We start from the raw sequence: 22,070 nt of genomic DNA on the forward strand, positions 1-22,070 counted from the left end.
CCGGTGTTGTTTTAAACACCGGGGAATATGTTATCGGGACGGCCGGTACTTCTCCAGTATACCAATAATTTTTTTAGCCGCGTCGCCCGTTCCGTAACACGAGCAAAGGCCGTCCCAGGAGGGGTTGCTGTTGATTGCTTCCCTGTAAGCCTCTATAATCTTGTTTTTATCAGGCGGGCAGAGCCTGTTCCAATTATTGTTGACGGTTTCAATCCATGGTGTTCGTTCCAGGATGGTGACACAGGGAACGCGGTAAAAAGCCGCTTCGTGCTGAACACCGCCTGAATCGGTTATGATCGCGGCCGCCGAGCTTTCCAGGACGATCATGTCCAAGTAAGATACGGGCCGGGTTAGTTTGAAGGAGGGTACTTTTTTAAGGAGGTTGAGATCGCAAATATTGGCCAGCGCTTTTCGGGTCCGGGGGTGCACGGGGAACACCACCGTGGTTTCCTCGCTTATGGCAACCAGACCGTTTATTATTTGCGCGAGGTTTTGCGTCCGGTCCGTATTTTGCGGCCGGTGGATCGTTGCCAGCACAAAATTTTTCTCTTGCAACCCCAGCTGGCCCAGTATACCGCTTTCTTTAAAGGCGATTTCAGCGAACATGAGAGCGGCGTCATACATAACGTCGCCTACATTGCAGGCGATTCCGAAACCGTAGTTTGTATATATGTCAGGCAGTGTTTCCATGTTTTCAACCGGTTGGCCCTGCCCCAGTATGCTGCTGTACCCTTCAAGCTTGAGGTTGTTTACGGCGGTTTCCGTCGGGCAAAACAAAAAAGAAGCGAGGCGATCGGTTACCACGCGATTGACTTCTTCCGGCATCCTCATGTCATACGTTCTTACACCGGCTTCGACATGTGCTATGGGGATGTGCAGTTTGCTGGCGGCCAAAGCGCCCGCAAGGGTGGAATTGGTATCACCGTAAACCAGCACAATATCCGGGTTTTCCATCATCAGTATGGCTTCAATTCCTGCAACCATTTTCGCCGTTTGCCACCCGTGGCTGCCGGAACCTGCGGCAAGATTGTATTTGGGTTCCGGTATGCCCAGTTCTTTGAAAAAAACCTCCGATAAATCATGGTCATAATGCTGCCCGGTATGAATGATGATCTCGTTGTATTTGGGGGAAAGGATGGAAGAAACCGGCGCGGCCTTGATGAATTGGGGTCTTGCCCCGATCACCGTGACTATTTTCACTCTGGATCAACCGCCCTCAACGCTATTGTTTTGCGGGATTGCCGGCAACAACGGCTTGATCCGGCACCGTTTTTGTAGCCACCGCATCGAGCCCGGCTGAACCGCCCGCCGTTGCATTCGCGCGATGAAGCCCGAAGCTCATAATTAAGGGTATGAAATTAAAATAAAATTGTTCCTGTCCGGCGTTATTCTTTGTCATAATAAGCCTCGGTTTCTCCTCAAGTTTTGCATGGCATTAATCACCCCGGCGGCAAGATTTCCATATGATAGAAAATAAACCACCCACCGGGGTAGATGGAGAGGAAAAATTGTGGAAAACAAGCAAACCAGGGTTTTGATCGTGGGCGCCGGTTCCGCCGGCAACAGGGTTTTCCACGCCCTCAATGAAAATAAAGAGGGGCGGCAGGGTTGGACACCGGTAGGTTTTATAGATGACGACTACCGTAAAATAGGCTCGAAAGTATGCGGTATACCTGTTTGGGGAAACAGGTTTGCTATTCCGGCGGTAGTTGCCAAACAACGGATCAACGTAATCATCCTGGCACTGCCGTCGGCGCCTCCCCGGGAAATATGCAAAATTATTGAAATTTGTAATCAAACAAAAGCCAGGGTTAAAATTCTACCTGGCACCTATGACCTGGTCACCGGCAGGTTAAAGCCCGCACCAATTCGTGACGTGCAATTAAGCGACCTGTTGGGAAGAGAACCGCTGACCCTTGACACAAAAGAGATATATAAATACATCAATGACCAGGTTGTTTTAATCACAGGGGCGGGTGGTTCGGTTGGCACGGAATTGTCTTATCACGTGGCCAACAGCAATCCAAGAAAGCTGATACTGGTGGGACGTGGTGAAAACAGTATATATGAAGTGGAACAAATACTGAAACTGAGCAATTTGCATGAAAACATTGTGACTGAAATAGCGGATATCAAAGATCGTGGAAGGGTGGCCAGGTTGTTTAAAAAATACAGGCCACATGTGATTTTTCACGCGGCTGCCCACAAGCATGTGCCTTACATGGAAAGAATCCCGGAAGAAGCGGTAAAAAATAATATCATTGGCACAAAAGTGTTATGCGATGTCGCCTTTGAAACGGGATGTGAGAAATTTATCCTGATATCAACCGATAAGGCTGTGAAACCCTCAAGTATCATGGGGGCCACTAAAAAAGTGGCTGAAATGATTGTGGTAATGATGAATAGCCTGGGAAGCACAAAATTTGCGGCAGTCAGGTTTGGTAACATTCTGGGAAGCAGGGGCAGCGTCATACCCCTGTTTGAAAGACAAATTGGCATGGGGGGACCGGTAACCATTACCCACCCGCAGATGACCCGCTACTTTATGACCGTGGACGAGGCGGCACAACTGGTGATTCAGGCGGGGGCGCTGGTGAAGGGAGGGGAAATTTTTGTGTTGGATATGGGGGAGCCGATATGTATCAAGGACCTTGCCTATAAACTGATCAGGATGAAAGGTTTGGAACCGGAAAAGGATATTCCCATAGTATATACCGGCATCAGGCCGGGGGAGAAGATCAGGGAAATATTGATTGAGGATGATGAACAAGTTTCGCCCACCAGGCATAATAAAATTTTTGTGATCAACAAAAAAAAGACTACGTTTGATGATCTCAAGCAGTTGCTTGCCAGGCTGGAAAATCCCGATTTTTCATATGCTGACGATGAGATCAGAGAGATGTTGTCCAACTTTCTTTGTAACACGAGCAACTGTAAAAACATAATTTATAGGAAGCAAGAATCCGAGGGATAAGATATTTATAAACAACTATTTTATCACAAGTTGTCCGAGCAACTGGAAGAAAAGTATTTGTCACTTTGCCGGAGGTATCTATGGCGATCACGAAAACCAATCAGTTGTTAAAAAGGATGTTTGATCTGGTTACAGCTATCATCCTGCTAATTATTTTCAGCCCGTTGATGCTATTAATTGCTTTTGCGATTAAGGTAACTTCTCCCGGAGAGGTTATCTTCAAGCAAGAGAGGTTGGGCCGGCACGGCCGGGTTTTTTATTTGTTAAAATTCAGGAGTATGGTTAAAAACGCGGTGTCCATGGGGTCCGGAATGTTACTGGAAGAAAACGACACCAGAATTACGCCCGTCGGCAAATTTTTACGCAAAACCAGCCTCGACGAATTACCACAGCTGATCAACGTATTAAAGGGGGAGATGAGCATTGTCGGACCCAGGCCCGCGCCTGTGTTTCATTTGCCCAAATATGATGCGGAACAAAGAAGAAGGCTGCTGGTAAAGCCGGGCATCACCGGGTGGGCCCAGGTGAACGGGCGGGTGGCCCTGTACTGGCCGCAGCGCATTGAACTGGATCTCTGGTATCTTGACCATTATTCCCTGTGGCTGGATCTTTTAATTTTGTTCAAAACCGTGCTGACTATTTTTGATAAAAAGAGTTCGACCGCCAGGCCGGACCGCAAGGATGTCGACCCATTTATGAAATACTGACGGGGGGAAAAGAGATGGACTTGTCGCATCAAACGGTACTTGTTACAGGGGGCGGGGGCTTTATGGGTTCCCACCTCTGCGAAGCGCTGGTGGAATCCGGGGCCGGGGTAAGGGTGATGGACAACTTTTCCTCCGGCCGGGTATCCAACCTGGCCGGCATTGAGGACCGGCTGGAATTATTCGACGGCAGCGTCGAAGATGCAAGCATGGTGAAAAACGCCTGCCGCGGCGTTGATGCCGTGGTCCACGCGGCCTTTCCCATGTCCATGCGGGAACGGTCCATGGAAACAAGCGTTGTGGTGGATTACCTGGCCGGGTTGTTCAACCTGCTCAAAGAAGCCATAGCAAACCATGCTTTATTTGTCTTTATTTCTTCCATCGCCGTTTACGGCGACCAGAAGTACGTGCCCGTGGATGAAAACCACCCCCTGGAGCCGGTTATGCTGCACGGCGCCATGAAACTTTCCGGTGAGTTCCTGTGCCGGGCTTTGGCCAACAGCCACGGTTTAAAGGCAATTATCCTCAGGGTGGCGGACATTTACGGGCCCAGGAACACCAGGATCAGCGTGCCGGTAAGATTTTTAATCAACGCCCTACAAGGGGTCCCCCTGCGGGTGTTCGGTTCGGGCAGGCAGGCCCGGACTTACACTTACGTGGATGATTTTGTGCGGGCGGTGCTCAGCGCCCTGCAAACTCCTTCGGCGGCCGGTATGGTGCTGAATATCGCCGGGGACCAGGCCATTTCCTTGTATGACCTGGCGCTGCTGGTTAAAGAGGTGACCGGTAGCGACAGCCAGGTTATTTTGGAGGAAAATGTCGCGGCTGACGACAGGCGGCTGGTTATTGACGGCACTTTGGCCAAAAACGTCCTCAAGCTCGGGCGTTCGGTAACGATCAGGGAAGGGTTGATCAAGATGCGGGATTGGCTGTTGCAGAACCCGGATTTCTATTTTGGAGGTGTACCTTCATGAGAATGGAGGTGCCCCTTGCTGGCATCGCTGCCGCTGACAAAATTGAAACCAACAATCCAGGGTATGATAAAAATTAATACCAGTGTAAATAATTTTTTCAAATACCCACCTCCAAATACCTTGTTTACCATATCACCCCTCGTACAGTCTTACTTTTTCACACTATGGTAATAGTAATATCCGCTACGTTTTACGCCGGACTTATTGAAAACCATCCCAAGCAGCCTGGATTGCGAACTGGTTATAATGTCTTTTGCCTTCAATGCTTGGTCTATTTTAGTCAGGCCCCTGGCAATTACCAGGATTACCCCGTCCACCGCAGCGGCCAGCAGCGCCCCGTCCGCTACCGGCATAAGCGGGGGGCTGTCAATGAGCACCACATCAGCCAGGTCTTCGGTTTGCCGGATAAGTTGCTTCATCCTGGCGGAACCTATCATTTCAGCCGGGTTGGGCGGGAGCAGCCCCGATGGTAGTATGCTTAGGTTTTCTATGCCGGTTTCCTTCAGTGCGGAAGAAAGTTCCGCGTGGCCAAGTAATACGTCGGTTACTCCCGCTCTGGATGAAACATTAAACACATCGTGCAATACCGGTTTTCTCAGGTCGGCGTCGATTATTATTACCTTATTGTTGTTTTGCGCCATGCTGACGGCTAAATTGCTGGTGGTGAGGCTTTTTCCTTCGTTTGGACCCGGGCTGGTAATCAATATGGTTTTTATTTTACGGTCAATATTCATAAATTGAATATTGGTGCGTAAAATACGGTAGGTTTCAGCAACCGGGGATTTGGGATTATGCCAGGTAACCAGTTTATGATGGAGCATTTTTTATTCCTCCGGGCTATTTTTAGAGTTTTTAATTACCGGGATGCTTGCCAGTACGGGAATTTCCAGCAACTGCTCCGCTTCTTCAGTGTTTTCAAAAGTTTGTTTTAAAAATTGTCTCACAAAAACAAGTACAACTGCCAGAAGTAATCCAAGAATGCCTGCTGAGAGAACATTTTGCCTGGCATTTGGCTCGATAGGCTTTGAAGGAATTGTTGCAAAATCAATAATTTTGACGTTGTTGAACTGCATGATTCGGGTTACTTTTTCCATAAACACCATAGCTGTTTCATTGGCCAGCCGGGCCGCCAATACCGGGTCCGAATCGGTAATGTTTAAAGAAATAAGCTGTGTGTTATTGAGCGCCTGCACCGATATCTTGGTGCTAAAGCTTTCCGGGCTCATCTCAAGGCCGTTTTTTGCTATTACCTGTTCGCATACAGACCTGCTTTTGGCGATTTGACTGTAAGTTTTGGCCAGTTGATTGGCCACCAGTAAGTCCTCGTAACGCATGTATTGTTTATCATCAAAAGTGTATATGTTACTTACCATGAGTGTTGTGGACGCCTGGTAAACAGGAGGCAGGTAATTTAGATTCACATACCCGGTGATAATCATGCATAATAACGGAATGAAAATAAGGATTGGCAGACCTTTTTTCAAGATAATCAATATATCTTTCAGATCTACTTCAATGTCCGGTTTTACGCTCACTTGACAATTCCTCCCACCTCTTATGGATTGTTTAATAATTGCTTATTTATACCAAACTGTACGGTTTACGTAATCAATATAGCTTATTATTATACGAACAACTTTTTTAGAGACATTTTTGGCATGATAATCGGGAACCAGCCTGAATTGACGATTGGCATTGGAATGTTGAGCGGTTACAGTATCAATGGACTGTAACACTCGTTCACGTTTCAGACCGCACATGATCAGTGTACCTTCGTCCATACCCTCCGGACGTTCATGGGCCTGGCGAATCATTACTGCAGGAAAATTAAGGATAGAAGACTCTTCCGTAATTGTTCCGCTGTCGGAAATCACGCAATAAGACTGCATTTGTAGCTTTATATAATCAAAAAAGCCCAGGGGCTTGAAAAACTGTATCCGTGTATCCAAATCCTTTGACCGCAATTGCTCCAGTTTCTTCCTTGTCCTTGGATGCGTGGAGACGATAACACGCTTATGGTATTTCTCCGCGATTGCATTTAGAGAATCCAGCAAATCTTGTAAATTCAATTCAGCATCCACATTTTCTTCCCGGTGGGCACTGACAACAAAATATCCGCGGGGTATCAAGTTCAGGCGCGACAGCACGTCCGAGGCCTCGATTTGAGGCCTGTAGTAGTTTAGCACTTCCATCATTGTGGAACCGGTTTTAATAATGGTTTCCGGCTTAATACCCTCGGCAAGCAGGTAGCGGCGGGCGTGCTCAGTTAGGGGCATATTAATATCACTTAAGTGATCGACAATCTTCCGGTTGATTTCTTCCGGCACGCGCTGGTCAAAGCAGCGATTCCCGGCTTCCATGTGGAAAACCGGAATTTTTCGGCGCTTGGCAGCTATAACCGCCAGGCAACTGTTGGTATCGCCATACAGCAACAGGGCGTCCGGCTTCTCCCTGGCCATTACTTCATCCGACTTGAAGATGATATTTCCAATAGTTTCCGCAACGGTTTTCCCGGCGGCATTAAGGAAATAGTCCGGTTTTTTTATGCCCAATTGCTGAAAGAATATTTCATTCAACTCGTAGTCATAATTTTGGCCGGAATGGACCAGTACGTGGTTGGTATGGTTCTCCAGTTCGTGTATCACCCTGCTGAGTTTAATAATTTCCGGGCGTGTACCAACCAGAGTCATTACTTTTAACGACATCTGATCTCGTTCTCCTTGTTATCTAAGCAATTCGCCACCAGTTATAAAATTATCTCGGTCTACCATGAGATTATGTTTTTTCAGTAACTCAACCGTGTCGTTCAAGTCTAAAACCTGATCCGCCGAGCTAAATTCCTTGGTTAAGATTTTTGGTTCAACATCTTTTTCATCACGCAACTCAGGGAGCATAGGTCGAATAACAAAATAATCACCGCGTTTTATGCAGCGATGCACCTCTTCTTCAGAGATCAATACTTCGTGCATTTTTTCACCCGGGCGAAGGCCGATGACCTTAATTTCCATCCTGCGATTGCCGATTAATGCCCTGGCAATATTTATCACTGTGGCGGCAGGGGCAATCGGAATATAAGTCTCACCTGGTTTGGCGTATTTTAGAGCAGCGATAACGGTATCCACAGCATCATTTAAACTTAACAAAAACCGGCTCATTTCAGGTACGGTTACGGTAACCGGGCCACCGTGTTTAATCTGGTCATGGAACAGCGGAATGACTGAACCGCGTGAGGCCAGAACGTTGCCATAACGCACGCAGATAAAACGGGTTTTGGGATTTAAAATATTTGCCGCAGTGAAGATGCGCTCCTGGAGGGCTTTGGTCATTCCCATGACATTAACGGGTTTACAGGCTTTATCGGTGCTGATGGCGATAACGGTATCCACGGAATAATTATTTTCTTCAATTGCCCGCACGATGTTGGCGGCGCCGATACAGTTGGTCATCAGTGCCTGCGTCGGGAAGTATTCGCAAGAAGGCACCTGTTTCAATGCGGCTGCGTTAATCACGATATCCGCATCCCTGATCACCGAACAAACATCGGCGTAATTACGCACATCGCCAACACGAAATTCCAGTACATGCATGAAATTGCGATAAATAACCTCGTCAGTAGTCGCGTGCCTTTGCAGGTAAGAAAGTCTCATTTCATGCTGTTTTGCCTCATCACGTGAAAATACAATCACTTTTTTGGGGATTCCCAACTCTCCGGTTAAAACACGGCGCACCAAAGTTTTGCCCAGTGACCCTGTTCCACCGGTTATAACCACTGTTTTGTTATCAAAAATTAACATTTTTTACACCCTGCTGCAAAAACTAATTGTAATACGTTGACGAAATATAATTTTGGTACATTTTATCCACCAGTTCCGGCCAGGATGGCGGAGTATAGCCGGTGATACGGCGAAAAACGGAAGAGTCCAGAGAGCGGTCTATCCTGAATTCTTCATCAGGCTCTATGGTAACTTGTTTTGCGTACCTCCGGGCCACCAGCTTTAACAAATCATATTTGGAGATGGGATCCGACGAAACATGATACAGGCCCTTCAGGTTTGGACTGGGAATCACAAACTCACCGATAATGCGTGCCATCTCAATGGTCGGAAGCCCGGTATAAATTGCGTTGGTAAATCCATGAACGGTCCCCTCTTGAGCGAGAAACCACTCGATCAGGCCATGTTTTCCCCTGAGTTCGTGTCCGATAATTGATGTGCGCAAGGTAACGCAATGCGGGTCGTAAACTTCCCCTAACAATTTTGACCGGCCATAAAGATCGGTGGCGCTGGCAGGTTCGTTTTCGTTGTAATTTCCTTTTTTTCCATCAAATACACAGTCCGTGCTTATATGAATCACCCGCGCTCCGGCAGCACGGCATACCGCTGCGATCCGGTGCGGCAGCAAAGCGTTTATTGAAATGGCGGCCAGCGGATCGCTGGCCGCCGGCAGTTGTTTAATCAAGCCGATGCAATTGATGACAATACTGGGCCGGGTGTCGTCAACGGCCCGGATAATAGTGGCAAAGTCGTTGGCATCCACGTTGTCGATTATCTTTTCCACCAGTGCTGCGGGAAACCGCCGGGAAACCAGGTTGGAATTCCGTACGGTGGCATAAACATCCAGTTGTGCCGTTGTTGAAAGCTGCACGAACAGGGTATGGCCCAACATCCCGGTGCCGCCGAGAATTAATACTTTTTTAGTCTGCATATTACCCCTCTTTTACCAGCTTTTCCATCCAAAATTGCAAGCGATCCAATATCATATCCCGTTTAAAATGTGCCTCGTAATAAGCCCGGCCGCGCAATCCCATGGCCTGCCTTTCGGAACCCGGCGTCCGGTACATTTTGAGAACCATTTTCGCCAAACATTCCGGATCCTCTGCCGGGCAAGTGAAACCGGCGCCGGCTTCATTTATAATCCGGGCGCCCTCACCGTTCAATGCAGCGATGACAGGCCTCCCGCAAGCCAGATAAGATTGCAGTTTTGACGGGATGGTCAACGAAAAAACCGGATCGCTTTTCAATGTAACCAGCATCACATCCGCAAGGGCGAAAAAACGCGGCATCGCTTCCACCGGATGCCTGCCCAGCAGGTGTACATTGCCGGTCAGTCCCCGGTCTTTCACTTGCTCCTCAACCCACCTGCGCATTCGCCCGTCCCCGGCAATCAACCAGTGAATATCCGGGTAAGTCTTCAGTTTTCCGGCGGCGGCAAGTATTGTATCAAAATCCTGGGCGGCTCCGATATTCCCCGCAAACATCACGCGAAACCCCGCCGGCATACCCGTTTGCTCCGGCGCGTCATTTTCTATGACCACCGGCTTATACAGCTCCTCGGCCCAGTTCGGAAAATAAAGTATCCGGTCGGGTTTTACTCCTTCCTTCTCAACATAAGGGTAAAAGCCCCTGGACTGTACCAGGATAAGGTTGCAATTCCGGTAAATGAAATTTACTAATTTACCAACCATGCGCAGCACCCACGGGGATTGCACGGCACCCGTTGCGGACAGGCTTTCCGGCCAAAGATCCTGGATCCAAAACATAACGGGAATACCTTTTAACTTTTTTAAAATAATGGCCGGTATGCCGACGGTAACGGGGGAGTACTGGCAAACAAAAATTAAATCAAACTTGTTGCGGCAGTAAAAAGGGGCAAGAAAGCTGGCCAATAGAGTAAAAGAAAAATAGTTTATGGCTAAACGCCAGCCCTGTCCCCTGCCGCGTGGTATCAATGGCACCCGGATTACTTTGACACCGTAATAATTCTGGCGGCGCGGTTTGAAAAATCCATAACCCGGGAAAAAACTCCCGCCGGGGTAATTCGGTATTCCCGTAAGGACCGTCACTTGGTGACCTTTTTCCCTTAAATTCTGTGTCAAATCATTGATGCGGAAATTTTCCGGCCAGAAATATTGAGTGACAACAAGAATATTCAACTTAAAGCACTCCTCGAACAACACTTAGAAATAAAGTGCGATTTTGCTCCAGCGACTTTGCCGCCCGGCTGCATTGCCAACCGTATGCCCGCGCCCGCTGCGACAATTTTCGGTGGGTTTGGGTATCCATATCCACGCATTTCTGTAATACATGTTGAAAGACTTCCGGTTTATCCAGGGGCACATCCCACCCTACACCTTTATCTTCCAAGCCTCGCCAGGGCGTCTGGTCGCTGGTCAGCACCGGGCACCCGGCGATCAGTGCCTCCAGGATGACATGCCCGAAATTCTCCCCGCGGGTGGGGAGAAAGAACAGGTCATGGTCCTTGATTACGGATACGACATGCTCATGAGACACTGCGCCCATATAACGCACCTCGATGTTGCCGGGCAGTAAATCAATAATTTCCCGGCATTTCGCCCAGTAATCCGGATCTTCCACCGGCCCGTATATATTGAACTGGATTTTACCCTGCAAGGACTTGAGCATTTTTAAGGCGCCGTCCAGATTTTTTATCCTGGCTATGCGTGACAGGAAAATAACATTTAAAAAGCCTTTAATTTTATTGCGTCGATATGGTTCCTGGTGTGTTAGACGTACAACCGGCGGCAAATCCGGGGCAATTATTACCGGGATACGGTCGCCGAACCGGTTTCTGATATTTTTTTCCTCATGCTCACTGGATGCCTGCCAGGTAATGCCGCGATACAATCCGAGGAGCTTTGCTGCGATTATGAACAGGCGTTTTTTGAAACCTTTCAGCGCCAGGGCGCCCGGGGAAAGCTCTCCCCGCGGGGCCAGGATTACCGGCACTTTGGGAATTAACCCCAGCCGCCTGAGGAGCAGCGGCTTGACGGTAAAATCAATGGAAAAAAAACTGTTTATATAAAGCACATCATGCTCCGTTGCCCGGAGCACTTTTCTGATCTTCCACAGTGAACTATGCTGCGGGGAAAGATACAGGACATTTGCTTTATCTACCTGTTGCCAGCAATTAGCCAGGATTCCCGGGCAGGGCTTAAAATCACCCAGGTCGCGATCCCGGGTGATAATTTTAAAACTAAATTCGTCTCCGAGCCGGTCCACCATATTGGCCAGGGTGCGGATAGTCCCGCCGCCTTTATAGCATGGAATATAGTAATTGCTGGTAGTAAGTACTACAGGCCTGTTTTTTATCGTTAATAATCCTTCATAGGCGGCTGCAATCACCTCTATCCGGAAAGAAGCAAGCCGGCGCCGGAGCGTCAATCTATCGATCTGCGGCGGATATTCTATGAATTCAATTAGATTAACTAACTGGTTTGCATCCAGGGTGGTGGTATTTTCCAAAAGGCAGAGCGAAGCCGAATAACTTTTTAAAAATGCTGTAGAGCTGTCATTGGCCGTTTTAGCAAGGTTTAAAATCGATTTGCCCGTGCTTGCGTACTCCACCAGTTTGCTGGGCAACTGGTAGGGGGTGCTGTTGCCGATATTTACAAGCACATCAGCATTTTTCATGGCCTCAAGCGCCTTGTCATGGGTCACCGGGCTGTGGAGAAAAATCCTGGTGCCCAGCAGTGTTTTGTAAGGTTTAAAGCAATCACGGCAGTTATTTATGTCCCCAAGGAAATGCAGTTCCAATCTATCTGCCAGGTGAGTCTGCAGCAGTTTCTCGAACAAGAGCAGTAAAAAGCCGGGATTCCGTATCGTTTTATACAGGGTGCCGATAAACGCAAGCCTGATTTTGTGATCTCCCGGAAACCGTGTATTCTCAATTGCATAATCTTCCACCAGCGAAAGCAAAGGGGGAATAACGCGAATTTTACCGGCACTTTCAGGAAACAAGCCGGCGTACTTTTCCAAAGCGGGTTCAGTTGTGACCGCAACGGCGTCGGCATGGCGAAAAATATTTCTTTCGATGGAATAATTTAATGATTTGTACAGCTGGTGATTGTTCGCCGGTGTTTCTTCAAGAAAACAAAATGGATCGCCGATATCAACGACCCATCTCAATTGCGGATACTTCTTTTTTAAGCCCAGCCCGACCAGATGCCCCGTGAAAGGATGGGATACGCTGATCAGGTTGTCATACCGGTTTTTTAGCACCAGTTGCTGCACTTTTTTTAGGGCCGGAAAATACCACAAACAGGCGTAATCAGGCCAGTATATTTTTTTCCATGTCCGGTCATGAATCCACTTGGCCAGAGAAGCCGGCCGGAGTAGAGAGGCTGAAATTATACCTTTTGTTAATTTACCACGCCCGGTTTGTGGATGGGCATCCGGTTTGCCAAACCGGCTTCGCAGCACCTCGCTGACAGTACTCCCAACCCGGTAAATATGGACGCCGTTTAAAATTTCCTCCCGGGGCAGGCCGGGCATCCAGGCGCAGACAATATCCACATGATGTCCCTGACCGGCCCAATGTTCGGCAATGGCAGCCCAGCGGAAAGCGCGAGGCGTGATTGCGGGAGCGTAGGAATAGGTGATAATAAGGACATGTTTCATAAGTTTTCACACTCTGACTTATTCATGTCTATAGATTTCATGGGCCAACAGAGCACAGGCCACTGCAAACATCATTGGTAATTCTTCTGCATGAACCGCCAGCATGATTAACCACGCCAGGTAAGCGGCAAGTATCAACAAAATTTTTTTGCTTTGCCGAAGCTTTTTAATTACTAATATTTTAACTACGGGGCGAAAGAAAAAAAGGAAAAGTAAAGCCAACCCCAAAACACCTGACGAAAACACAATGTTAAAATACAAGCTGAGAAAGCTGGCTATAACCTCGACTCCCAAATACTGGCTAAGAAGAATATTTGCATTTCCAAGTCCTGAACCAAACAGCGGAATTGAAGTATTGGCAACATATTCATAGATGTAACTTCTATTAGACTCTTTCATTCCCCCTTCAAAGAAAATCGGAGCTAACCGGTCTCCAATTACTTGGAATAAATTTATTTCTCCAGTTCCGTAGCTTACAACAATACTGTTAAAAATAACCAGGGCCAGTAAAACTATTGCAGCAAAACGCAATAAAGTTTTCAGGTTATTAAGCTTGAATGGGTTGAAAATAAAAATTGCCCCGACAAATCCCAGTGCGGACCCTAAAATGCCGGTCAAGCTACCGGTGAGAAGAATAGCTGTGCCTATGAGAATAGTGTGGATATTGTGTAGCACACTTTGGCGGTATATTAAACTTAAAAAAAAGGGTACAACCAGCCATTCCGCCAGGTGACTGGGCTCACGGAAAGTGCCCAGAGCCCGGTGGAAAGCATAAGTGAAAACCACCGGCTGGCCTTCTCCAGCTGTTACCCCATCAGTGCTGATTCGGTTCCGGGGAAGTTCCGGAAGACCGTAGATCTGGGCTATATAGATATAAATTGCCACAATGGAAACGATGGTTCCAATGATTACCATCCACTTAATGACCGAGTCCCGGTAACCCTTTACCACCAGCCAGTAGACCAGGCATAAAGTAGAAATAAAAGACAATATTGTCAGAAACCGCAAGGAAATGAAAACCGGGTAAGGTGTGGTTGCCAGGGGTGGCATTAAGCTTTTATAGTCGTTAATTGCACTATTGAAAGTTGTAACCAGCAGCGCCCATAACAAGAACCACAGCAACACTTGACTTCCCGGTACAATATAAAGCTTGCGGGTGCACCCGAGGAACAAAACGGCGGCAATCGTTCCGAGTTGTGCCAGCCATTGAACCGGTATGGGGCCGAGGTTATAGGCATCCAGCGCATTTCCGAACATGAGTGCCGCATATATCAACAAAAATGCGCTGACTTTGGTATTCCCGGTTGTTTTAAACAGGGACCCGGCCGTTGATGGAGGGCGTGGAACGATTTTATCCATGCCGGATACCATAACCGGGGGATAATGAAGGAATTGTGGTATTGGTACTGCAACAAAAGCTGCCTTCCCCGGTATAATCCATAATCCGTATCCCGTGTTCCATTAACTGCACCACCCGGTAAACAGGGTCCCCGTAGCCCCAGTGCATGCCAATAAACCCCTTTCCGCCAAAATATAAACACTTTGCTTTTGCTTCATCGCCCAATGTAAACAATCCCCGGTCCAACCGTCCCGGTTCCCTCCGTCCCTTGGCCAGCGGCACAAAATGTGCTTTCGCTGAACGGTATTCATTGCGCCGCGCGGGCAATGGCGTGTAAAGGTACGTGCCCGGGTCGGCGATCCAATCTTCGCCGTCCACGTTCAATTCGACGGCCAGCTGGTCATTGTGGGCGTGGCCGCCATTGCCGTTTTGACCGATGGGCCCGCAGCGCACCGCCAGGTAAAGGCGCCTGGAACGGAAAATATACAATCCGAAATTGCGATAGGCATAAAGCTTTAGATCTTTGAGCAGGTTACTGCCGGGTACCGGAATTTCCACAACCCGCTGCTCCCCGGTCAGTGCATTAAACCGGGACTTCAATCTCAACCAGTCTTTCCTTGTTCCGATGCGCGCCCGTTCGGCGCCCGCAGGTTCACCGCCAAGGCGGTAAGATGCCAGGCGAGTACCGCCGGCCAAGTGGTGCACAAGACCGGTCTCCAGCCGGTTATCGCCCGCAAAGACCGCTAAATCCTCCCGCCCCAGCAGGCCGTTAACAGCGGCCACCAGGTGGCGGTGATCCAGGTGATCTTCATCCCAGTAAACAGCCTGGCCGGGCAAATCGGTGTAACCGTCCAAATTTGCATACCTGGCCCTGGCCTCGGCCACGGTCATTTTCCGGTAAACCGGTTGGAGTTTGAGCAGTTGGCCGCTGTCGTTGTCGCCGATCTGGGGAACATGCCCGTTGGGCTTGGTGATGTGCATGGCAAACTCGGCCATCTTTTCCAGCCGCTCAATGTACCAAGCCGGGAAGGGGGCAAGGCGGTTACTGCCCGGCAAAGGATAGAGGGGAACCGGACCGGGCTTAAGTCCGGGTTGGACCGTAAGCAAGTGGTGGTTATATTCCCTGAGCGCGGCTCGTTTCTCGTCCGGCAGGCCCAGCACCAGCGCAGTGGCGTATACAACCAGTTCCGCGGCCAGACGGTGATAACAAGTTGATGCTTCAAAGTTTGTGCCGTCCGGGTAAAACTGCAGGTTTACCTCGCTGATCAATTCCTGAACCGCAAAGGCCAGCCAAGTATCGGTTTCCGGATTGCGGGGCAGGTAGGCCGCCGCGAACAACAGGCCGACAATATCGGCGAGGTAGTGGTTGCCGCGCAGCTCTGGACTCCATTCCAAATGTGTTGCGATATGCCGGCCGTGTTCATATACACTGCGCATAAATACGTTCATAAATTTTGCATCAAAATCCACTCCCTGTACCCGGAAAAGGTCATAGGCAACCAGCCAGTTGGTTATCCTGATCGCTACATCCATGGTGCAGCACCAATTTACTCCGTAACGGGGCGGGTTGGTGGCGATAAAATCCAGGACCTGGTTGCGAAACTCACGGGCATAAACCCGTGCGGGCGCAAAACCAACCTGCCCATCCTTTGCCATGGCACAGGCCCAGGCCAGTTGCGGCAGATGCTGCATGCGTGCCAGTTCCCACGGTACCTTGATATCCACGCCCGGTTTATGCCCGTAGGCAATATCAAGATACCAGGTATCTTCGGACCAGCGGTAGCCGGATTTAAAATCCAAATGCCAATCAATAGGGACGTAATCCCCGTCCACCACACGCCAGATGCGCCGGGATTCGGCTACGTTGGTGCGATTAATTTTCCCGTCCAACCACTTGCCGTTGCTGTCCGGATGTACAGGGGAGCCCATTCCATACCGGTAACCTTCCAAACCGCGGCAATGTATGCCGTGCTTCACCTGCACCCAGCCCGAACCAAGCAGATCGAAGCGGTGCTCCAGGTAATGCCCGGCCAGCGCTGCGATTTGTTCGGCGTGCGACCGTAATATACCCAGGGGTACGGCGCCAAAATAATTGTTCAGTCTGCCCGGAGGGAAGGGGACATTTTTTACGTAAGTTGAGTGCCTGGCATCGCGCCGGCGCCGGTATAAAAGCGTTGCCCGTTTCCAGGCCTTGCTCATTGCTTTTATTATGACCATATGCGGGGGAAGATTCCTGGCCCGCTGAAGGTAATATGTTAGTCTCATAGGATCAATCCCGAAAAAACAAGTTAACAGGCGGGGCCGGCAAAAACTGATGTGCGAATTTTGTCACTGGTTAATAAATCATAAATGTATTTGAATGTTTTTAAATCCATATGCAATAATAACCTACCCCTTTATTTCAATTGAATAAATAAATAAAATTAATATTAAAACCAAAAATAAAATACAGGCGATAACAGGTAACAAAACTACAAACACAAAATATACCTTTTCCTCTAACTCGAAATACCACAATCCCTTTGAATTTTCTTCAAGATAATAAATTCTAGGTCCAAACAAGTAACGAAAAGGCGGGAGCTTAGACCACAACTCCGTATTTCTTTGCTCGTAAATGAATAAATTGTTATATAGCGGCAACCAATTTAAGTAATAAGCTTCCAGTCTTGCAGGGTAAGCTACTTCACCATAAAAACAGGGCTTAATGTCGGATGCAGTTCCATCCAATAGTGCTTTTCGTATTTCCTGAACACCAATCAGCGTACCATTCTTTTTATAACTGACGTTGAAAGTAGGATCAAATATGACCCACTTTCCGCCTATTAATACTTCGGTAGTTACATGAGTATCCTTATTATTTAATAGACTGCGGACCAGTTGAATTTGTCTGGTTTGAAAGCCAAGTGAATTTAAAGCCTCTCCAAATATTTGGCTCATGGCACCACAAGAAAGGCCTTCACCGTTTCTGGCCAATTGCAGGGCTTCCCGGGCTGACCCGGGAGATGACACACCTGCTTTGTTAACTTGGTTCATAATCCACTTCATTACCTGGACAACCTGTTGCTCATCGCTGCCATGATTAAGACCGGCCCCGGCTAACTCTTGCCTGAACCAGATTGCATCCGAATAACTTGTTAGAGGTTGGCTGCGCCCGAGTTCGTCAAAAGTACGGGTGTCAACTGCATGAAAGCGAGCAAAAAACCCATATTTTCTGAGAGTATAGAGACCCCAGGCATCCAATAATGAAACCGAAAAGATCAAGAGCAAAACAATACCGGTTAAATATTTTAACCGCAACGTTTGTTTAGCCAATTGATAATCCTCCTGGTGTGTTCACTCCATGTATATCTGTTCATCACCTCATGTCTGGCATTCCGACCCAGTCTGTCCCCGAGTTGTTTATCATCCAGCAGCGTTTTTAAGCCCAGCATGAGCGATTCCACATCTCCCGGCTTAACCAGCCAGGCAGTATGATTGTGCTTGAGCACCTCGCCGATTTGCTCCAGGTCTGACGCCACGATCCCTTTGCCCATCGCCATGTACTCGAATAATTTCGTGGGCGAGCCAAAAAAAGGGGTGCCGTCGGGATTGGGCACGTGGGGAGAAGCCAGGATGTCGCAGGCCGCCAGGTGAGCCGGTCCTTCTTCCTGGGGAATGAGCCCGGTGAGGATACAGGCATCCGTTATATTGAACTTTTTAACAATATCTATTACCCGCGGCATCGCTGGCCCGTCCCCGATCATGAGAAGCCGTACCTGCCTCCGGTACACCGGAAACTCCCGGAGCAGGCGTCCAAAGGCTTCCGCCAGCACCTCCGCCCCGTGCCACCTGCCAAATGTGCCGATAAAACCAATCACTGTTTGGCCGGCCAAATTATATCGCCGGCGTACAGCGGAACCATCCACACCGGGCGAATATCGTTCCGGGTCAACGCCGTTGGGATTAACCAGGATTTTGTCGGCGTCAATACCCCGCGCCACCAACTCATCCTTCATCGGTTGACTGACGACCACCACAACGTCAGCTGCTTTGAGATTCAAGAACTCAATGAGTTCGGATAAGGACTCGTGTTTTAACGGTTTTCCCCAGTGCCGGTTGATCCAGATTTCCGAGCCGTTGTACTCCAGCACGAAGGGGACGTTGTAAAATTGCGCCAGCTTTACACCCGCGTAATTGTTGACGCTGTATCTCTGGTAAATAAATGAAATTTTTTTATTGCCTAAAAGTTTACGGGCTGCTGTTTCCAGGGTTTGATTATAGAAAAAGCCGGGGAGTTCTTTAAAATCCCAGCCGGAGTTGTCCGGTAAAACAATATGGGTTTCTATATCTTTTCTGACTGTGGGGATGATATCAGTGGTTAAAAAAACGGGTTTTCCGGTAAACTCGTCCAAGTGGTTTAAAACTCCCGCAATATGCCCGACGGACCCTCCCGAGCGGATGCCAAACCATAAATCAGTTCGCAGGTAGACCGGGGTTGCCGATAAATCCAAGACTTTAGATGTAGATGCCCGGGTAAAACATTCACCGGATAGTTGTTCGATTTCACGGTGTATGCAATGTATTGAGATGAATTTTTGTACCAAATCTCTTATTAAGTGCCAAAATAGTTTAACAAGAAATGGTATTGTAATCGACTGGTAGCGCCCTTGTTCATCTTCAAAGCAGCAAACCCTTCGGCTTAACAGGCGTATTAATATTGCCGTTATAAAAGGCTTGGATAAGACCTCCAGGCGGTAGGTTAACAGTTTTACCTCCTGATAGCAAAAAAGATGTCTTAAAAAGACCCCTCGTGCAATCCAATTCTTAATTTCTTCAAATGTTATAACAGTGCAATGAGAAGAAGGTTTAGGCTTTTGAAGTGCATTTTTCAAAATAATAATTCTTAAAACAGACATATAATTATCGCCTGCTTAATCACCGGGTTTTTTAATTAATGCAATCAAGCACCAGCCTTCATAAAGGCCTTTCATGAAGAAGGATCCCCAAAAACCCAACAAATTAATTAGTAATGCTTTTGGAGAGCAACTCAACCAAAGCCTGGGCAACCATCCTCCCGGAAGTATTTGTTTAACCTGCAATCCGGACTGTTCGCAAATTAGTCTTAATTCATCTTCGGTAACCGGATTAATGTGTCCATAATGACGGTCATAGTCTTCAAATTGATGAAACCGTCCTTTTAAGAAAAAATTTATCCTTGAGTACCATGATGTTACGTTAGGTGTTGAAATTAATATCCACCCTCCTGGCTTGACCAGGCTTTTTAAGTTTCGGATAAACTGCCAGGGATTTTCAACATGCTCAATAACTTCAATTCCAAGGACCAAATCAAATGATTCAAGGTATTTTTGCTGGAAAGATATAATTTGAGAGTTATTATTAAAATCCAGTCGTTCAAATGGTACACTGGCCTTAAAACTTTCTTGTTCTATATCCACTGCAAATACTCTGTATCCAAGATCATGAATACGTTGAGAAAAAGCGCCTTCACCAGCACCATAATCCAAAATATTCGACCCTTTCGGCAAAAAGGAACAAATAATATTGGCCAGTTGATCATGCAAAAAGGTATCCGCCTTTATGCGGATACCTTTATAATATTGAATCGGTTTAGATTTCAAAAATGATATGTTTCTCATTTTTCAAACACCAACAAATGCTGTAAGGAAACATTTGATTGTTTACCATAAAAGTAATTCATTAATAAAAATTCTAATGGATAGTCTAGATAAATAGATATGAAATCTCTGAATATTGGAAAAAATGGCAGTTTCCTTCGAAATAAGTTAAAACAATGAGCAGATTTATGTATTAAACGCATACCATATTTCTTAAATAGCTTTTCCCACTCTAAAACACTTAAGCTAAAAACGTGAGGAGAGGGGTCTTTCCAGGTGGCTTCAAGAATAAATACATTACCACCCGATTTTAAAACCCTTGCAATTTCAGCTATGGCTTTTTCTTTGAGTTGGTCAGGTAAATGCATTAATACAGTTATTGAATTAACGAAATCAAAACACTGATCTTCATACGGCATGCAAGTTATTGAGCCTACGTGAGCATCAAGACCTTGATTTTGGCATGCGTGCACTGCGGATTCCGACAAGTCGATACCTACAGCTTGTGCACCATATCTTTTTTTATAGAACGACAACCAACGTCCCCTCCCGCAACCAATATCTAATACCTTTTTACCCTTAAAAGATATTTTTTCATGGGTAAAATACTTATTTAAAGCATATTTTTGTATGTTGTCATAAAATGCATTAAAATAAGCAGGCTTATCAGGAAAGCAAACAGCTGCCAAGTCGTCCGTAATTTTCATATGAACGTTGTTCCAGTAATGCTCGTATTCTTCACTATTTAATTTCCTCACGTCTTATGCGCCTCCAGTTTTTATACTAAGTTCGGCACATACTATCAATCATTAATTATTTTTTTGCTATAACAAGCATGTTGGATGATAGCTGGTTTATAAACGGCAACTTGCTTTTTTCGTCGTAGATTACTGATGCTTGGTAACCATATTCTTTTAAACATTTTCTTAGTTGTCGAAAACTTTTTATGTTTATATGAGTTTGATCATAATATATTTGTTCAACTGTTCTTTCAAAGCCTCTCCAGCGTTTAAACAGTCGTAAATATGTTTTCGCAGCTTTTTGAAAAAAGTTTGTATCAGTATCATTGCATATGGCTAAGCCATTGGGGGTATGAATAATAACCTCGCCACCAGTAACCAAAACACTGCTGATATTCTTAAACAGGGTTTTCAATTCTGCGTCCGAAAGATGTTCAATTATGTCATTAAGAACAACAAAATCAAATATAAATTGGTTATCCATATTTAACACATCTGCACAAAGGAAGTGACACATATTTAATCCGGATTTGGCAAGCTTGGCATTGGCCTCCTTTATGGCTTTCCGGGAAAAATCCATGCCAACCACATATTTTACTCCCTGTGCAGCTATGGCTAATGCAAAATCTCCACTTCCACAACCCACATCCAGTATTCTGCTATGTATTGTGAGCCTTGGGATTAAGTATTCATAAGAGTATTTATTGTATGTGTGTATTTTGTATTTATTGTTAATTATTAAATAAGTTTCCAAGGAGTTGATTTTAGCTGCGTAATTATCATCATACAGATCGGCAACATCACTTGAATTAAGATAATGCCTGTATGAATTAAAAAATTTATTCAGTAAAATTGAAGCCTCGGGCTGTCCAACTTTATTCACAAAATATTCGATTTGTTGTTTTGTTAGCTTCATAGTTACTTACTCCCCTGGTTTTTAAACCGATCAATAATGCTACAAAAAAATAACTTAACGAAGACGCTATGGAAGCACCATTAATTCCAATTAATATGACGTTTATAAATACATAATTTAGCAGTATATTAAGCAAGCAACCACAAACAGCAACTTTTGCAACAAATGATGCCATATTTCTATTATAAGTTAGCGTATTGGATAACAGTTTTGAAACGGACCAGGCTACTACACCAGGAATAAGTAAGATAAGCGACCACGCAGCATTACGGTAAGCCTCACCATATAAAATCAGAATCACCGGGTAAGCCACTGCAGCCAGTAATATGCCCGACCCGCCACTGATCAAAAGTTGTATTTTAGAAAGATGCTTTGATAGCACATAGCTCTC

General features: G+C 46.7%; 20 protein-coding genes. 3 read left to right on the forward strand and 17 right to left on the reverse strand.

Annotated elements, in window-relative coordinates; genetic code table 11:
- Positions 1 to 30 precede the first annotated feature (30 nt).
- Together IT084_RS00260 and IT084_RS00265 are read right to left on the reverse strand one after the other, a co-directional pair.
- Positions 31 to 1,200 (reverse strand): UDP-N-acetyl glucosamine 2-epimerase, encoded by a 1,170-nt coding sequence (locus IT084_RS00260; protein WP_195710069.1) that lies wholly within the window; start codon positions 1,198 to 1,200, stop codon positions 31 to 33.
- Positions 1,201 to 1,222: 22 nt separating this feature from the next.
- On the reverse strand, positions 1,223 to 1,399 hold the full coding sequence (locus IT084_RS00265; RefSeq protein WP_195710071.1) for a hypothetical protein: 177 nt from the start codon (positions 1,397 to 1,399) through the stop codon (positions 1,223 to 1,225).
- Between the two features lie 111 nt (positions 1,400 to 1,510).
- On the opposite strand from IT084_RS00265, the gene IT084_RS00270 reads away from it, so the two are divergent.
- The 3 genes from IT084_RS00270 (at position 1,511) to IT084_RS00280 (ending at position 4,652) form a co-directional block, all read left to right on the forward strand.
- Positions 1,511 to 2,974 carry a nucleoside-diphosphate sugar epimerase/dehydratase gene (locus IT084_RS00270; RefSeq protein ID WP_195710073.1) on the forward strand — a complete coding sequence of 488 codons (1,464 nt, stop codon included), beginning with the start codon at positions 1,511 to 1,513 and terminating at the stop codon, positions 2,972 to 2,974.
- Positions 2,975 to 3,054: 80 nt separating this feature from the next.
- Positions 3,055 to 3,681 (forward strand): sugar transferase, encoded by a 627-nt coding sequence (locus IT084_RS00275; protein ID WP_195710075.1) that lies wholly within the window; start codon positions 3,055 to 3,057, stop codon positions 3,679 to 3,681.
- Positions 3,682 to 3,695: 14 nt separating this feature from the next.
- On the forward strand, positions 3,696 to 4,652 hold the full coding sequence (locus IT084_RS00280) for an NAD(P)-dependent oxidoreductase (protein ID WP_195710077.1): 957 nt from the start codon (positions 3,696 to 3,698) through the stop codon (positions 4,650 to 4,652).
- 149 nt (positions 4,653 to 4,801) lie between these two features.
- Here the strand turns inward: IT084_RS00280 and IT084_RS00285 are convergent, their stop codons facing one another.
- From IT084_RS00285 to IT084_RS00355, 15 genes are all read right to left on the reverse strand, one after another.
- Positions 4,802 to 5,473 (reverse strand): CpsD/CapB family tyrosine-protein kinase, encoded by a 672-nt coding sequence (locus IT084_RS00285; RefSeq protein ID WP_195710079.1) that lies wholly within the window; start codon positions 5,471 to 5,473, stop codon positions 4,802 to 4,804.
- A gap of 3 nt (positions 5,474 to 5,476) precedes the next feature.
- A complete protein-coding gene (locus tag IT084_RS00290) occupies positions 5,477 to 6,187 on the reverse strand; it encodes a Wzz/FepE/Etk N-terminal domain-containing protein (protein ID WP_195710082.1) in 711 nt (236 codons plus the stop codon).
- 42 nt (positions 6,188 to 6,229) lie between these two features.
- Complete coding sequence (gene wecB / locus IT084_RS00295) at positions 6,230 to 7,357, reverse strand: non-hydrolyzing UDP-N-acetylglucosamine 2-epimerase (RefSeq protein ID WP_195710084.1); 1,128 nt, start codon at positions 7,355 to 7,357, stop codon at positions 6,230 to 6,232.
- An 18-nt stretch (positions 7,358 to 7,375) separates the two neighbouring features.
- Positions 7,376 to 8,446 (reverse strand): polysaccharide biosynthesis protein, encoded by a 1,071-nt coding sequence (locus tag IT084_RS00300; protein ID WP_195710085.1) that lies wholly within the window; start codon positions 8,444 to 8,446, stop codon positions 7,376 to 7,378.
- Between the two features lie 22 nt (positions 8,447 to 8,468).
- Complete coding sequence (locus tag IT084_RS00305) at positions 8,469 to 9,356, reverse strand: SDR family oxidoreductase (RefSeq protein ID WP_195710086.1); 888 nt, start codon at positions 9,354 to 9,356, stop codon at positions 8,469 to 8,471.
- A gap of 1 nt (position 9,357) precedes the next feature.
- Positions 9,358 to 10,584 (reverse strand): glycosyltransferase family 4 protein, encoded by a 1,227-nt coding sequence (locus IT084_RS00310; RefSeq protein ID WP_195710087.1) that lies wholly within the window; start codon positions 10,582 to 10,584, stop codon positions 9,358 to 9,360.
- A gap of 1 nt (position 10,585) precedes the next feature.
- Positions 10,586 to 13,069, reverse strand: a complete 2,484-nt coding sequence (locus IT084_RS00315) for a glycosyltransferase (RefSeq protein ID WP_195710088.1) — start codon at positions 13,067 to 13,069, stop codon at positions 10,586 to 10,588.
- An 18-nt stretch (positions 13,070 to 13,087) separates the two neighbouring features.
- Positions 13,088 to 14,428, reverse strand: coding sequence for a hypothetical protein (locus IT084_RS00320; protein WP_195710089.1), 1,341 nt, complete (start codon positions 14,426 to 14,428; stop codon positions 13,088 to 13,090).
- On the reverse strand, positions 14,421 to 16,673 hold the full coding sequence (locus tag IT084_RS00325; RefSeq protein WP_195710091.1) for a heparinase II/III family protein: 2,253 nt from the start codon (positions 16,671 to 16,673) through the stop codon (positions 14,421 to 14,423). Before IT084_RS00325 ends, IT084_RS00320 begins: the two co-directional genes overlap by 8 nt.
- Positions 16,674 to 16,796: 123 nt before the next feature.
- Complete coding sequence (locus IT084_RS00330; protein ID WP_195710093.1) at positions 16,797 to 17,720, reverse strand: transglutaminase domain-containing protein; 924 nt, start codon at positions 17,718 to 17,720, stop codon at positions 16,797 to 16,799.
- Positions 17,696 to 18,799: a glycosyltransferase family 4 protein gene (locus tag IT084_RS00335; protein WP_207744350.1), complete on the reverse strand. Its 1,104-nt coding sequence runs from the start codon at positions 18,797 to 18,799 to the stop codon at positions 17,696 to 17,698. Before IT084_RS00335 ends, IT084_RS00330 begins: the two co-directional genes overlap by 25 nt.
- 519 nt (positions 18,800 to 19,318) lie before the next feature.
- A complete protein-coding gene (locus IT084_RS00340) occupies positions 19,319 to 19,969 on the reverse strand; it encodes a bifunctional 2-polyprenyl-6-hydroxyphenol methylase/3-demethylubiquinol 3-O-methyltransferase UbiG (protein WP_165608155.1) in 651 nt (216 codons plus the stop codon).
- A gap of 71 nt (positions 19,970 to 20,040) precedes the next feature.
- Positions 20,041 to 20,781, reverse strand: coding sequence for a class I SAM-dependent methyltransferase (locus tag IT084_RS00345; protein WP_195710098.1), 741 nt, complete (start codon positions 20,779 to 20,781; stop codon positions 20,041 to 20,043).
- A 55-nt stretch (positions 20,782 to 20,836) separates the two neighbouring features.
- Positions 20,837 to 21,679 carry a class I SAM-dependent methyltransferase gene (locus IT084_RS00350; protein WP_195710100.1) on the reverse strand — a complete coding sequence of 281 codons (843 nt, stop codon included), beginning with the start codon at positions 21,677 to 21,679 and terminating at the stop codon, positions 20,837 to 20,839.
- Positions 21,639 to 22,061: a polysaccharide biosynthesis C-terminal domain-containing protein gene (locus tag IT084_RS00355; protein WP_195710103.1), complete on the reverse strand. Its 423-nt coding sequence runs from the start codon at positions 22,059 to 22,061 to the stop codon at positions 21,639 to 21,641. The genes IT084_RS00350 and IT084_RS00355 overlap by 41 nt, the downstream gene beginning before the upstream one ends.
- Positions 22,062 to 22,070 lie beyond the last annotated feature (9 nt).

This window comes from Desulfallas sp. Bu1-1, assembly GCF_015594625.1.
In the GTDB taxonomy this organism is placed as follows: Bacteria; Bacillota; Desulfotomaculia; order Desulfotomaculales; family Desulfallaceae; genus JADNRQ01.